A 13,774-nucleotide genomic window follows, 5' to 3' on the forward strand; every position below is an offset into this window, starting at 1 on the left:
TTTGCGCAGATCAGCCCTTGCTGGCGGCAAGTTACATTATTGACTTGGGATTGAAATCCATTCCAAGCCATCTATGCGGTAGCTTCGGGTCACAATCGGACATCGATGCTATTCGATCACCTCGTCGGCGCGAGCTAGCAGAGCAGCCGGCATATCGATGCCGAGCGCTTTGGCGGTCTTGAGATTGATGGTCGTGATGTATTGAGTAGGCTGTTCTACCGGGATATCCGCCGGTCTTGCGCCTTTGATGATCTTGTCGACCAGGCGGGCTCCCTGACGGGCGAATGCCAAAAAATCCGGACCGAGGCTTATCAAGCCCCCCGCCTCAACAGTCTCCTTGAAGCCGTGGCAAGACGGCAGCCTATTCGACAAGGCCAATTCGGCTATAGGCCTGCTGTTCACGTAAGTCAGCGCGCCGGCGACAACGACCAATGCCTCGGATTGGCGGCGCTTCATCTCCTCGAATGCGCTCCTGAGATCGTCAGCCGAATTGACTTCAACCGGCGCGATCGACACGCCGAGCGCCCGGGCAGAGTTGTCGAGCGACGTCATCGCAAATGGAAAGTTGGGATCACCTTTTGCTCCCAGAACGGCCAGGCGGCTCAGATTCGGAAGGATCTCCTTGAGAAGTTGAAGCCGCTTCCCGTAAGTCTCCGAAGCGGCCTCAAACGTTATGCCCGTCATAGTCCCGCCAGGGTGAGCAAGGCTTTGAACAAGGCCTATGTCCACGGGCGCCCCAACCGACACGAAGACCACAGGAATATTCGATGCCGCCGATTTTGCTGCAACGGCTCCGATCGTTCCCCATACGACGAGCAAGTCGATGTCCGGAAGCTGGGAGAGAACGGCCTCTTTCATGTCTTTCGGATTCGGAGCCGTAAACAGCGTCCGCACCCGAACGTCCTTGCCGTCGACATAGCCGAGGCCAAGAAGCGCCCGGACGAGCTCGGAAGGGGCAGCATTGTCCGGTGGACCGCCAAAGACCTGACCGATGCGCCAGGGGTTGGCGCCCATCGCGGCAGAAGAAAAGCTACATGCAATGATACTTGCCGATCCAGCGATGAACTGTCGCCGCTTCATTGCCGATCTCGCCCCATGCCTCTCCCCGACCGTATACAATTTTGGGCCGGAGGTCCAAGGCATCGGACGTCCGAGTTGGGTCAAAGTGCGAAGAGCTCAGGTTCAGCAAATCCGGTCCGCTCTGCCGCAATTAGCGGACCTTCGGTAGACCAGGCGCAAGCCTCCTCCTGGAAGTCAAAAGTCTCCAGTCAGTCATGCTTCGGCCGATCTGAGACGTCCATCCGTGGCTCAGGACCTGACATCGCACTATGGGTACATGCTTTAGCCGGCGGCCGGAGAGTTCAGCAAAGCAAGACGCCCCGATGCCAGCGATCGGAGCGCCATGAGCGCGAGAGCATGGAGCTAGCAGTTGCTCAAGATGCTTCCTTCAGCACCGGCGCCGCCGTCTCCTCCGCCTTCAGCTCCTCGAGGCTGCGATGTCTGGGCTCGATGCCGAGCGCCCAGACCGTGATGATCTGCACCACCAAGAGCCCGATCATCAGCGCCATCACGCCGGCAACGCCGCGCGATTCAAACAGCGAGATTACGAGGAATGGCGTGACGATGGTGGCGCCGCGGCCCAGCGTATTGACGATGCCGGAGGCGCGCAGGCGAACCTCGGTCGGAAACAGCTCGGGAATGTAGACGCCGAACAGCAGGGCGACGAGGACGTAGATCGGCACGGTCAGGGCGAAGCCTACGGCCGGCAGCAGGATCGGATCCGAGATGAGGGGATAAAGGATTCCCAGCACCACCGCGATGAGCGAGGCGCCGATGATGGTCGGCTTGCGGCCCCAGCGGTCGGCGGTCAATGCGCCGATGCCCGAGCCGATCGGCGCCCCCAGCGCCATCAGCAGCGAATAGCCGAACGAGGTCGCGATCGAGAGGCCCTGCTTGACGAAGAACACTGGCAGCCAGGTCACGAAGCCGTAGAGCAGGGTGTTGATCGTGATCAGGCAGACCGCGCCGACGATCATCCGCGATAGCAAGGGCGCGGTAAACAGCGTGCCGAGGTCGGGGGACACCGGCGCCGGTGCCGTCGCGGCCGGCGGAGGCAGAGGCTGCCCTTGCGCGGCTTCCTTCTCGATCGCCTGCATCAGCGCTTCCGCCTCCGCGGTGCGCCCCACGGCTTCGAGCCAGCGCGGCGATTCCGGCAGCGATTTGCGCATGTACCAGACGATGAGCGCGCCGATGCCGCCGAGCACGAACATCGAGCGCCAGCCGAATTGCGGCACCAGCACGGACGCGACCAGCAGCGCCACGGGCAAACCCGTCACGACGCAGACGGCGGTGAAGCCGAGCCATTTGCCGCGCGTGCGCGCGGGCACGAATTCCGTCATCGTGGAATAGCCGACCACGTTCTCGGCCCCAAGCCCGACGCCCATCACGAAACGGCAGGCGATCAGGAAGGCCATGTTTGGCGAGAACGCGGCAGCAAGCGAGGCAACGCCGAAAAGCAGCAAATTGAATTGATAGGTGAAGCGGCGCCCGTAGCGGTCGCCGAGAAAACCGGTGCCGAACGATCCCAGCATCATGCCGACGAAAGTCGCGGAGATGAAAACCGCGTTCTGCGCGAGGGTCGAGAAGCCGGTCTTCAGCGTGACACTGAGCACGGTGCCGGCGATGTAGATGTCGAAACCGTCGAAGAACATGCCGATGCCGATCAGCAGCATGATGCGACGATGGAATGGCCCGATCGGCAGCCGATCGAGCCGGCTGCCTGCGTTCACCGATGTCGACATAGACGCTCTCCCTTGACTGAATTCCCGATGATGCGGCCCGCCTTCTCCGGGCGGTGAGCCGCTGCTGGTCACTGCTAGTTCAATCGCTTCTGGTTGGCCGTGTCGCGATACCAGTCGAACGGCTGCTCATGGGTCGCGACCATCACGCTCTTGGTGTTGAAATGGTCGTCGAAGCTCTCGATGCCACACTCGCGGCCGATGCCGGAATCGTCGACGCCGCCCCAGGGCGAGGCCGGGTCGAGCCTGTGGTGATCATTGACCCAGACGATGCCCGCCTTGACGGAGGCGGCGACGCGGTGGGCGCGGGCGACGTCGCGGGTGCGGATCGCGGCCGCAAGACCGAAGGGTGAGTCATTGGCGAGCCGCAAGGCATCGGCCTCGTCCTTGAACGGCGTCACCGAAGTGAAGGGACCGAACACTTCCTCCTGGAAGATACGCATGTCGGAGGTGACGTCGGCGAACACCGTGGGCTCGACGAAATAGCCGTTGTCATGTCCCGGCACCTTGGCCGCAACGCCGCCGGTGACGAGGCGCGCGCCGTCGTCGTGACCGTAGCCGGAATAGGTCAGAACGCGGTCGCGCTGGCGGGCGGAGATCACGGGGCCAAGCTGGGTGTTCGCATCGAAGGGATCGCCGATGCGGATGGTGCGGGTCTTGGCCTTCAGCTTCTCGACGAACTCGTCATAGATCGAGGCCTGCACGATGTGGCGCGAGGCGCAGACGCAGGTCTGCCCGGCGCCGATGAACGCGCCGAACGCCGCGTAGTTGACGGCGCGGTCGACGTCAAAATCGTCGAACACCATCACCGGCGTCTTGCCGCCGAGCTCCATGGTTTGATGCGCGAACACCTTTGCGGCCGCGCTGCCGGCGATGCGGCCCGCCTCGGTGCCGCCGGTCAGGACCAGCTTGTTGATGTCGCCATGTTCGGCGAGCATCTTGCCGGCGCTCTGGCCAAGACCGAGAACGATATTGAAGACGCCGGGCGGCAGGCCGGCCTCGGTGAAGATCTGCGCCAGCTTCAACGTCGTCAGCGGCGTGTATTCCGACGGCTTGACCACGGTGACGCAGCCGGTCGCAAGCACCACGGCGAGCGACTTGCACAGGATCATCAGGGGGTGATTGAACGGCGTGCAATTGGCGACGATGCCGATCGGCGTTCGCAGCGTGTAGTTCAGATAGGCGCCTTCGACGGGAATGACGGAGTCGCGGCGCGACAGCGCAACGCCGGCAAAATAGCGAAAGAAGTCGGGCAGGCGGGAGAGCTGCGCACGGGTCTCGTTGATCGGGCGGCCGTTGTTGAGGGTCTCCAGCCGATACAGGCTGTCGAGATTGGCCTCGAAGGCATCGGCGAGCTTGTTGACCAGCCGGGCGCGTGCGCGCGTGTCCATGCCGCCCCAGGCCTTGCCCTCGAACGCGGCACGCGCGCTTTTCATGGCGCGGTCGATATCCGCAACGGTCGAGTTGGGAATGCGCGCGATGACGTCGCCGGTGGCGGGATTGCGGACGTCAAGCATCGCGCCACTGCCGGCTTCGACCTCGCGTCCGTCGACGAAATTGCCGTGAATCGCGACGTCGATCGAGGCGGATTTCGATGGAATGTTCATGATGACCTCTCTTCGACGATGACGGCGTTGCGCTTCAGCGCCGGCAAAACGCGCTTTTCGGTGGCTCCGATATGGGCCTTGATGATGCGCGAAGCGGTGCGCGTCTCGCGGCTCTGCATGGCGTCGATCAGGGCAACGTGCTCGGCCACGAGCTTTGCCGGATCGTGACCCTTCAGATTCGAAATGCTGACACGGACGAGCCGATCGGCCTGGCCGATCAGGTCGCACAGCGCTGTCGCCATCCGGCGATTGCCGGAGGCATGCGCCAGCGCGGTGTGAAAGCCCCTGTTGTAGGCGATGAAGTCTTCGTGGTTGCCGGCGAAGCGGCGGAATTCGTCGAGCGACTTCAGGACGCCGTCGGGCGCGCTCTCGATCGCTTCGGCGACGCAGGCGGGCTCGAGCGCAAGGCGGAAGCGCAAGAGGTCGCGGGCATCCGACAGCGAGATCGGCGTCACTCGATAGCCCTGGCGCGGCTGCACCGTCACGAGGTGCTCGCGTTGCAGCCGCAGCAATGCGTCCCGCACGGGTTGGCGGCTCACCTCATAGCGCTCGGCGAGGTCCTGCTCGCGCATTTCATCGCCTGGCGCCAAGCGACAGGCTAAAATATCAGACCTCAGACGATCGTAGATATTCTCGCGCAAAAGCATGATACTTGTGGTCTCCTTGGCATTAATATCTCAGTCGTGATATTTCACGTCAAGAGCCAAATGCTTGAATTCTCTGTCAGTTGAACTATCAATGGGACCTCCGGCGCGCGCGAAAAGGCACGCCACCTGCCGACGATGTGAAGGAAAGACCGGATATGGACAGGCTTCTTGCCGACGGGACCGTCAACGCCGCGCAATCGGGCGAGGGACCGCTGCTGTTCCTTTTCCACTCGCTGTTGTCGGATCGCGCGAGTTTTGATGCGGTCGTGCCGGAGCTTCGCACGCGCTTCCGCACCATCGTGCCGGAACTGCCGGGGTTCGGCCGCTCACATGCCGTCGAGGGCGGGCTCGCGGCGGTCGCGGACCGGATGGCGGAAGCCGTGCGCGACGCTGCGGCCGGTGCGCCGGCAATCGTGCTCGGCAACGGCTATGGCGGGTTCGTCGCGCTGCAGATGGCGATCCGGCACCCCGAGATCGCGAGCAGGCTCATTCTCGCCGACAGCGGTGCGGCGTTCTCGGAGCCCGGCCGCGAGGCGTTTCGCAACATGGCGAAGGCCTCGCGCGAGAAAGGATTGGAAGCCATTACCGACATCGCCATGCGGCGTTTGTTCGCGCCCGGGTTTCAGGCGCAGCATCCGGATCTGATGCAGGATCGCCATGCAGCGTTCTTGCGGACGGATCCCGAGGTGTTTCGCGCCGCATGCGAGGCACTGGCAAGCCTCGATCTCCGCTCTCAGCTTGGCGCGGTGAGGGTCCCGGTGCTCGTCATGGTCGGTGAGCACGACGAAGCGACACCGCCGCCGATGTCGCATGAGCTTGCCGCCGGATTGCCGCGCGCCGAACTGAAGATCATTGCGGGCTGCGCGCACGTGCCGCAGCTGCAATCGCCACGGCAGTTTCTCGATGCGCTCAAGGGCTTCCTGCTCTGATCGACGCTTGATCGGTGCTGGCGCGAAGCGGGAAATTCCCTAATGATTCTTACTGTGCATGGGGTTGTTTTCGCAGGTCTTGTCCGAGCAGCCTCAGGTGGCGACGATCGAAGCTTGACCCCTCCGCATTGAAGCGGAACTCCTAAGAGTTTCTACACACAGTTCTGGCACGTTCCCGCGCGTCAAGATCCGCAACCCGCATCGTCGCATCTCATTGCGCGCACGAAAAGACGGGACCCGCGGGCATCGAGGGGGCGTAAGCCATGACTGCACTTGCTTCGGACGCCGGTCGCGCCAGGAGTGGGATCGTGCCGATCCTGCTGTGCGTCGTGCCATTCAGCCAGATTCCGCTCGATGCCTATACGCCGGGCCTGCCGCAGATGGTGGTGGACCTCGCAACCGATTCCGCCTCGATGCAGAACACCGTCACCGCCTACATGCTCGGCATGAGTCTGGCGCTGGTGCCGGTCGGCATCGCCTCCGATACGCTCGGCCGCCGCAAGGTCCTGCTCGCCGGACTGTCGGTGCTCATCGCGATGAGCATCGCCTGCGCGCTCGCCACCAGCGCCTCGCTGCTGCTGGGCTTGCGCTTCCTGCAAGGCGTCGGCGGCTGCACCTGTCTCGTCGTCGCCTATGCGGTCGCCGCCGACTGCTTTCGCGGCCGCGAACTGACTGCGATCTCAGGCCTGCTCGGAGCGGCCTGGGGGCTTGCACCCGTGCTGGCGCCGGCGGCCGGCGGCTTCATCGTCGAGCTGACCTCCTGGCGCGGCGTCTTCGTCATCATCGCCATCGCCGCGGCCATCGTCGCCGCGATCGTCGTCTTCTTTCTCCCCGAGACGCTGGCTGCGGAGCGGCGCGCGCCGTTCGATCCTTACCGCACCGCCGGCATCCTCCGCGACGCACTGGTGCGCCCGGGCTTTCTGGCCTTCGTCTTGGTGTTTGCCGCAGCCGCCAGCGCGCAATTGGCGTTCGGCGTCGTCGCGCCGTTCTTCTATCAGACCGGCCTCGGTTACTCCGCCGCGATCTACGGCCTGGTCGCGCTCGGCCTTGGCGGCGTCAATCTCGCCGGCGAGCTCGGCTGCGCGCATTTCGCGCAGCTTCTGCCGGCCCGGATGCTGGGCTTCGGCGCCTTCGCGCTGTTTGTCGCTGGCGCTGCGGTCCTGACCGTCACAGGCATGACGCTCGGCCTCGATTTCGCGTCGATCACGATCGGCGGCGCGCTGGTGCTCGGCGGCTGCGGCGTGCTGTGTCCGATGATGTACGGCATGGGGCTCGGCCTGTTCGAACGCGACCACGGACTGATCGGCGGCCTCATCAGCGCGCTCTGCTATCTCGCCGTGAGCGGTGCCATGGCGATCGCGGCGGTGCTGCCCGAAGAGACCCAGGCGCCGATCGGAATGCTCTATCTCGGCCTCTGCGCCATCGCCGGCGTGCTGCTCGCGATCTCGTTGCCCGCGGCGCGCCACGCCACCCAGGCTTAAGGAAGGAACCAGCTCATGACCACCGTCGGTATTCGCGGCACGTTCTTCGACTTCGTCGACGATCCCTGGAAGCACGTCGGCAACGAGCAGGCGGCTGCGCGCTTCCATCAGGACGGCCTCATGGTCGTCGCGGACGGCGTCATCGAGGCGTTCGGGCCCTACGAGAAGATCGCAGCCGCGCATTCGAGCGTCGAGGTCACCCACATCAAGGACCGCATCATCGTCCCTGGATTCATCGACGGTCACATCCATCTGCCGCAGACCCGCGTGCTGGGTGCCTATGGCGAGCAGCTGCTGCCCTGGCTGCAGAAATGGGTCTATCCGGAAGAGCTCAAATATCGCGATCGCAACTACGCGCGCGAGGGCGCGAAGCGGTTCCTCGATGCGCTGCTCGCCTCCGGCACCACGACCTGCCAGGCCTTCACCAGCTCCTCGCCCGTTTCAACCGAGGAATTGTTCGAGGAAGCGGCCCGCCGCAACATGCGCGTCATCGCAGGCCTCACCGGCATTGATCGCAACGCGCCGGCCGATTTCATCGATACGCCGGAGAATTTCTATCGCGACAGCAAACGGCTGATCGCGCAGTATCACAACAAGGGCCGCAACCTCTACGCCATCACGCCGCGCTTTGCTTTCGGCGCCTCGCCGGAGCTGCTGAAGGCATGTCAGCGCCTCAAGCACGAGCATCCGGATTGCTGGGTCAACACCCACATCTCCGAGAACCCGGCCGAATGCAGCGGCGTCTTGGTCGAGCATCCGGACTGCCAGGATTATCTCGGCGTCTACGAGAAGTTCGGCCTGGTCGGGCCAAAATTCTCCGGCGGCCACGGCGTCTATCTCTCGAACAACGAGTTCCGCCGCATGTCGAAGACGGGAGCTGCGGTGGTGTTCTGCCCGTGCTCGAACCTGTTCCTCGGCAGCGGCCTGTTTCGCCTCGGCCGCGCCACCGATCCGGAGCATCGCGTCAGGATGTCGTTCGGCACCGACGTCGGCGGCGGCAACCGCTTCTCGATGATCTCCGTGCTCGACGATGCCTACAAGGTCGGGATGTGCAACAACACGCTGCTCGACGGCAGCATCGATCCCGCGCGCAAGGATCTCGCGGAAGCCGAGCGCAACAAGCTCTCGCCCTATCGCGGCTTCTGGTCGATCACCCTTGGCGGCGCCGAAGGGCTCTATATCGATGACAAGCTCGGCAATTTCGAGCCCGGCAAGGAGGCCGATTTCGTCGCGCTCGATCCGAACGGTGGACAAGCCGCGCAAGCGTGGCACCAGTCACTGATCGCCGACGGCGCCGGCCCGCGCACGATGGATGAGGCCGCGAGCATGCTGTTCGCCGTCATGATGGTGGGCGACGACCGCTGCGTCGACGAGACCTGGGTGATGGGCAAGCGTCTCTACAAGAAGAACTGAATCGGTCGCGATGAACGGATCACCTGAAAAGGCCGGCCAGCCGGTCGCCCTCGTCATCCAGCGCCGGATTGCGGACGACGGCTTTGCCGCGTTCGCGCGCTGGAATGGCGAGGTCGGCGAGGTGCTCAAAGCGTGGCCGGGCTTTCTCGGTCAGGAGGTGGTGCCGCCGCAGCCGCCTGCGCATGTCGACTGGGTGACGATCCTGCGCTTCGCAAGCGCCGCGGCGGCGCGCGCCTGGCTTCAGAGCGAGGTGCGGGCGAAGCTGATCGCCGACGTGCAGCGCCACTTTGTTGGCTCGGAAGACGTGCATATTCTGCCCGACACCGGCGTGCAGCGCGACAGCGCTGTCTCCGCCGTGATCTCCTTCAAGGTACCGGTCGGATTGGAGGACGCGTTCCTCACCTGGCAGCAGCGCATTCAGGCAGCCGAGGCCGAGTTCAAGGGGTTCCTGCGCCACAAGATTGAGCGGCCGATTCCGGGCCTGCACGACGAATGGATCATCATTCTGTCGTTCGACAGCGATGCCAATCTCAATGCCTGGCTCGACTCGCCCCTGCGGCAGTCCTTGCTGAAGGAGGGGGCGCGCTTCAATGCGGGCATGAACGTCAAGCGGGCGAGCTATGGCTTCAATTTCTGGTTCCCCGCGGGCAAGTCACAGGCGCCGGAGCAGAGCGCCGGCCTGATCTTGAAGAGCAATTTCATCGTCCTGCTGGTGCTTTATCCCGTGGTCTATCTCTGGGGCACTTTCATCAGCAGGCCGCTGATCGACAGCCACGGCGTGCCGGTCTGGCTGTCGCTGTTCCTCGGCAATCTCGTCAGCACCCAGCTGCTCGGCTGGTGGCTCGTGCCCGCCGCTTTCAAGGCACTCGATTGGTGGATCGCGCCGAAGGCCGCGCTTGGCCGTCAGATCGCCGGCTACGCACTGCTGGCTGCGCTCTATGCCGCGTCAATGGGACTATACGCGCTGCTGCTCGCGTGGCATTGGGGACGGTGAGGCTGGCCGAAGGGGGACGGTCTCGGCCGATCCGTTGGACAGTTCACCGCCATGTTCGCCCTGACATTCCTCGGCACCTCGGCCAGCGTCCCATCCGCGGCGCGCAACCATCCGGCGCTGCTCCTGGAGGCCGCGGGCGAGCGCATGCTGATCGATTGCGGTGAGGGAACCCAGCGCCAGCTATTGCGAAGCGGTGCCGGCTTTCGCCGGCTTGATCGCATCCTGCTGACGCATGCCCATCTCGATCATGTGCTTGGCATCCCCGGTCTGTTCTCGACCTTGGGGTTGCGGCAAACCTCCGATGCGATGACCATCCACGGCGGGCCGGGCACGCTCGATATCGTCATCCGCATGTTGGCAGGATTGTGGGGCGCAGGACGGGCACCGATCGCCGTCCAGTTCGCGCCGCTGTCGGAAGGGCCGGTCGTCGATGCCGGCGACTTCACGATCGACTGCTTTCCGGTCCGCCACCGCGACACCGACAGTTTTGGATTCTCCTTCCAGAGTCCCGCACGTCGCCATCTCTTGCCCGATCGACTTTCCGCGCTTGGTGTGCCTGACGGCCCCGCGCGCGGCGAACTGGCGGCGGGGCGGGCCATCACGCTTGAAGACCGTCGGACGATCGATCCGGAGGACGTTCTGGGGCCGCCAAGCGGCGGCAAGAAGCTGGTCGTGATCGGCGACACCGAGACCACCGAGGGGCTCGCCAAATCCGTCGCCGACGCCGATCTGCTGGTGATCGAGGCGACGTTCCTTGATCGGGATGCGCCGACCGCGCGGGACTACGGCCATCTGACCGCGGCCGAGGCGGCCAGGTTCGCGGCTGCGAACAATGTCCGGCAGCTCGTGCTCACGCATCTGTCGGGCCGCTACGAGGATGATGAGATTCTGGCGGAGGCGGCCAGGTTCTTCTCCAATGTCCGGATCGCCGCCGACTTCGATCGTATCGCTGTTTAAGCAGCGCGTTGCGTGCCCGTTAATCTTACCGGTCAAGGTTTACGCGACTTCGTTCCCGCAGCCGGGCGCAGGCGCGATATTTTCGAGCATCAGAAATCAGCTGTTTTGAGAGTATCATGTCTCTTTCCGTGGAATTGATCGTCGAGGGCTATGTGAAGCTGAACGATCGCGATGCTTTGGAAAATATTCTGGCCCATCGCCAGGACCTGCTGCGGCAGCTCGTGGCCGTGACCGGCGTCGACCCGCAACAGGCCATCGCGCAGGTGAACGAGGAAATCACGATTATCGAAGCAGGCCTTGCGACGCTCGTTCCGGAACAACAGTCCTGAGAGACCGCGCCTCGGTGGGCGCGCGTTCACGTCATCGCGAGATCCTGCACCGGGCAGGTCAGCGGCATCAGTTGCGCAATGCACGCCTTGTTGCCTTCCTTCGACCTTGGCCAGCCCATGACCCGGTCATGACGGCGACGGCTCTTGACGCTGCGGCAGCCTGATCTTACCAACGGATCAGATTACAACAAATGGTCGCATTCCCTACGATGTCGATCTGACGATCGGAGGAAGCCTTGTCGACATCATCGCTGCGGCCTCAGCACTTGCACCCACATGGCGAGTGCCGCGGCATTCGCGGGGGCTGACGAGGACCTGGCCTGGGAGCGGCATGACGATGACCAGCGTCCGCCTGATTGCCGACGATCTCACCGGCGCGCTCGACACTGCGGCGGAATTCGTCGGCCTGTGCGGACCGTTCGACGTGAGCTGGGCGAACGCGCCCACGGCAGCGGGCTTCGCAAGCATTGCCATCGACAGCGGTACGAGGGAGCGTTCGAAGGCCGAAAGCGTCGCGATCGTCGCGCGCCTGGCGCCGCTGCTCCGCGATGGCACAATTGCCTACAAGAAAGTCGACAGCCTGCTCCGGGGTGCCTGGGCGGCCGAGCTTGGCGCGTGCTTGAGCACGGGCCATTGGGCGTCCTGCGTGGTCGCGCCCGCATTCGACTACCAGGGGCGTCGCACCGTTGAGGGCCAGCAATTCGCGCGGACGCAACAGGGTGATTGGCATCGGGTCGGCGACAATCTGATTGATCAATTGAAGCAGGATGGCATCAAGGCCAGACTAGCCAGCGCCGATACGCTGACGCAGGGCGGCGTCCAGGTATTCGATGCCGAAAGTGACTTCTGTCTCGATCGCGTCGTCGAGATGGGACGACGCATGCCGGGACCTGTGCTCTGGTGCGGTAGCGGCGGTTTGGCCGGCGCGCTCGCCCGCAATCATCGCGCCGATACGTCGGCCGAATTGCGACGGCCGGTGCTCGGGCTGTTCGGTTCCGATCAGCCTGCCACGGCATCCCAGCTCGCAGCCTGCGGCGATGCAACGCTCGTGCTGGCTGAAGGCGGGGGCGGCGCGGCCGTTCGGCGCAAGCTGGTCGACGACGAGGTTGCCCTGGTCAAATTCGCGCTGTCTGACGGCCTCTCGCGTTCCGAGGCGGCGCGGCGGATCGCACACGAATTGGCGACGCTGATCGCAGCGCTCGACGCGCCGGGAACCCTGATCGTTGCTGGCGGCGAGACGCTGAAGGCCGTATGCCTTGCCCTCGGCGCGCAGGCGCTCCAGGTGACTGGACGCATCGTGCCAGGCTTGCCGCGTTCGACGCTGCAAGGTGGCCGCTGGACCGGCGTCGAAATCATCTCGAAATCCGGAGCCTTTGGCGCACGCGAGCTGTGGCGCGATCTGCTGCGGGACAATCATTTGCTCAACCTGGAGAGCCCGACATGACCTCTCGTCATCTTGCCATCACGATGGGCGATCCCGCCGGCATCGGGCCGGAGATCATCGTCAAGGCCTGTGTCGGGTTGAAGGAGCGCATCGCGAAAGGCGATCTGCGTATCCTGATCATCGGCAGCGGCGCGGCGCTGCAGGCTGCGAAGGCCGCGCTCGGGGCCGACGTCGCAATCCCACAAGTTATGACCGACGATCGCGACTGGCCCAACCTCTGCTACCTGCAAGCCGACGTCGAGGGCGACCCGATCAAGCCCGGCGTGCTCAGCGCTGATGGTGGCCGCTTTGCTTACAAGGCGATCGAGCAGGGCGTCCGTCTGACCCAGGCCGGCCGCACGGCGGCGATCGTCACTGCGCCGCTCAACAAGGAAGCGCTCAACAAGGCCGGCTATCACTTCCCCGGCCATACCGAGATGCTGGCGCATCTCACCGGCGTGCGCGGCTCGGTGATGCTGCTGGCCCACGGCAACATGCGCGTCAGCCATGTCTCGACCCATGTGGCGCTGGAGGATGTGCCGAAGCGCCTGACGCCTGAGCGGCTGCGCATGGTGATCGACCTCACCAATGACGCGCTGCGCCGGCTGGGCATCGCCAGGCCCAAGATCGCGATTGCCGCGCTCAATCCGCATGCCGGGGAGGGCGGCCTGTTCGGCCGACAGGACATCGACGTGTCGGCGCCGACGATCGCCAAGGCCGTCGCCGACGGTCTCGACGTGGTCGGACCGGTGCCGGGTGATACCATCTTCGTCAAGCTGCGCGCGGGCCAGTTCGATGCGGCGGTTGCGATGTATCACGACCAGGGGCATATCCCAGTCAAGCTGCTCGGATTCCAGGTCGATCCTGCCACCGGCCGGTGGCAGGAGCTGTCGGGCGTCAACATCACGCTGGGCCTGCCGATCATCCGCACCTCGGTCGATCACGGCACCGCTTTCGACATCGCCGGCAAGGGCATCGCCAACGAGCACAGCCTGATCGAAGCCATCGATTATGCCGAGCGGCTGGCCGCGGGCGCTTCAAGGTAACCGGACCGAGCGTGAGGTGATCAACGCCCTCACGGCCTACATCGCTTCCGAAAGTGGGCGGTGGAAGAGGGCGATCGAGGTCGAACTATGAAGATGGACCAGGCTGCGGTCCATCCACCGCGGCGCTTGCCAGCCCGGGGACGAGCAGGT

The 13,774-nt window shown here is 64.3% G+C and carries 12 protein-coding genes; 8 read left to right on the forward strand and 4 right to left on the reverse strand.

The features are described 5' to 3' along the window. Positions 1–108 precede the first annotated feature (108 nt). The 4 genes from G8O24_RS17500 to G8O24_RS17515 form a co-directional block, all read right to left on the reverse strand. Complete coding sequence (locus tag G8O24_RS17500; protein WP_188101360.1) at positions 109–1,080, reverse strand: ABC transporter substrate-binding protein; 972 nt, start codon at positions 1,078–1,080, stop codon at positions 109–111. Between the two features lie 353 nt (positions 1,081–1,433). Beyond that, positions 1,434–2,801, reverse strand: a complete 1,368-nt coding sequence (locus G8O24_RS17505; RefSeq protein ID WP_188101362.1) for an MFS transporter — start codon at positions 2,799–2,801, stop codon at positions 1,434–1,436. 74 nt (positions 2,802–2,875) lie between these two features. Further along, positions 2,876–4,405 (reverse strand): aldehyde dehydrogenase, encoded by a 1,530-nt coding sequence (locus G8O24_RS17510; protein WP_188101364.1) that lies wholly within the window; start codon positions 4,403–4,405, stop codon positions 2,876–2,878. Beyond that, positions 4,402–5,052, reverse strand: a complete 651-nt coding sequence (locus tag G8O24_RS17515) for a GntR family transcriptional regulator (RefSeq protein WP_188101366.1) — start codon at positions 5,050–5,052, stop codon at positions 4,402–4,404. Before G8O24_RS17515 ends, G8O24_RS17510 begins: the two co-directional genes overlap by 4 nt. 155 nt (positions 5,053–5,207) lie before the next feature. On the opposite strand from G8O24_RS17515, the gene G8O24_RS17520 reads away from it, so the two are divergent. The 8 genes from G8O24_RS17520 to pdxA all read left to right on the forward strand — a co-directional run bounded on the left by G8O24_RS17520 (position 5,208) and on the right by pdxA (position 13,624). Next, positions 5,208–5,981 (forward strand): alpha/beta fold hydrolase, encoded by a 774-nt coding sequence (locus G8O24_RS17520; protein WP_188101368.1) that lies wholly within the window; start codon positions 5,208–5,210, stop codon positions 5,979–5,981. 263 nt (positions 5,982–6,244) lie between these two features. Then, positions 6,245–7,462 (forward strand): multidrug effflux MFS transporter, encoded by a 1,218-nt coding sequence (locus G8O24_RS17525; RefSeq protein WP_188101370.1) that lies wholly within the window; start codon positions 6,245–6,247, stop codon positions 7,460–7,462. Positions 7,463–7,477: 15 nt separating this feature from the next. After that, complete coding sequence (gene guaD, locus G8O24_RS17530) at positions 7,478–8,875, forward strand: guanine deaminase (protein WP_188101372.1); 1,398 nt, start codon at positions 7,478–7,480, stop codon at positions 8,873–8,875. Positions 8,876–8,885: 10 nt separating this feature from the next. Beyond that, entirely contained in the window at positions 8,886–9,869 is a 984-nt protein-coding gene (locus G8O24_RS17535) for a putative antibiotic biosynthesis monooxygenase (RefSeq protein ID WP_188101374.1), read from the forward strand. 51 nt (positions 9,870–9,920) lie between these two features. After that, entirely contained in the window at positions 9,921–10,826 is a 906-nt protein-coding gene (rnz, locus tag G8O24_RS17540; RefSeq protein ID WP_188101376.1) for a ribonuclease Z, read from the forward strand. A gap of 128 nt (positions 10,827–10,954) precedes the next feature. Next, entirely contained in the window at positions 10,955–11,155 is a 201-nt protein-coding gene (locus tag G8O24_RS17545; protein WP_311972374.1) for a hypothetical protein, read from the forward strand. Between the two features lie 337 nt (positions 11,156–11,492). After that, positions 11,493–12,599 (forward strand): four-carbon acid sugar kinase family protein, encoded by a 1,107-nt coding sequence (locus tag G8O24_RS17550; RefSeq protein WP_188101471.1) that lies wholly within the window; start codon positions 11,493–11,495, stop codon positions 12,597–12,599. Further along, on the forward strand, positions 12,596–13,624 hold the full coding sequence (pdxA, locus tag G8O24_RS17555; RefSeq protein ID WP_188101380.1) for a 4-hydroxythreonine-4-phosphate dehydrogenase PdxA: 1,029 nt from the start codon (positions 12,596–12,598) through the stop codon (positions 13,622–13,624). Before G8O24_RS17550 ends, pdxA begins: the two co-directional genes overlap by 4 nt. Positions 13,625–13,774 lie beyond the last annotated feature (150 nt).

It is taken from the genome of Bradyrhizobium campsiandrae (genome assembly GCF_014529705.1).
Classification (GTDB): Bacteria; Pseudomonadota; Alphaproteobacteria; order Rhizobiales; family Xanthobacteraceae; genus Bradyrhizobium; species Bradyrhizobium campsiandrae.

What these genes read in the sequence shown, in the direction of transcription:
- G8O24_RS17550 (WP_188101471.1), top strand. Translation starts at nt 11,493, where the DNA reads ATGACCAGCGTCCGCCTGATTGCCGACGATCTCACCGGCGCGCTCGAC.
- pdxA (WP_188101380.1), top strand. Translation starts at nt 12,596, where the DNA reads ATGACCTCTCGTCATCTTGCCATCACGATGGGCGATCCCGCCGGCATC.
- rnz (WP_188101376.1), top strand. Translation starts at nt 9,921, where the DNA reads ATGTTCGCCCTGACATTCCTCGGCACCTCGGCCAGCGTCCCATCCGCG.
- G8O24_RS17505 (WP_188101362.1), bottom strand. Translation starts at nt 2,801, where the DNA reads ATGTCGACATCGGTGAACGCAGGCAGCCGGCTCGATCGGCTGCCGATC.
- guaD (WP_188101372.1), top strand. Translation starts at nt 7,478, where the DNA reads ATGACCACCGTCGGTATTCGCGGCACGTTCTTCGACTTCGTCGACGAT.
- G8O24_RS17500 (WP_188101360.1), bottom strand. Translation starts at nt 1,080, where the DNA reads ATGAAGCGGCGACAGTTCATCGCTGGATCGGCAAGTATCATTGCATGT.
- G8O24_RS17525 (WP_188101370.1), top strand. Translation starts at nt 6,245, where the DNA reads ATGACTGCACTTGCTTCGGACGCCGGTCGCGCCAGGAGTGGGATCGTG.
- G8O24_RS17510 (WP_188101364.1), bottom strand. Translation starts at nt 4,405, where the DNA reads ATGAACATTCCATCGAAATCCGCCTCGATCGACGTCGCGATTCACGGC.
- G8O24_RS17520 (WP_188101368.1), top strand. Translation starts at nt 5,208, where the DNA reads ATGGACAGGCTTCTTGCCGACGGGACCGTCAACGCCGCGCAATCGGGC.
- G8O24_RS17515 (WP_188101366.1), bottom strand. Translation starts at nt 5,052, where the DNA reads ATGCTTTTGCGCGAGAATATCTACGATCGTCTGAGGTCTGATATTTTA.
- G8O24_RS17535 (WP_188101374.1), top strand. Translation starts at nt 8,886, where the DNA reads ATGAACGGATCACCTGAAAAGGCCGGCCAGCCGGTCGCCCTCGTCATC.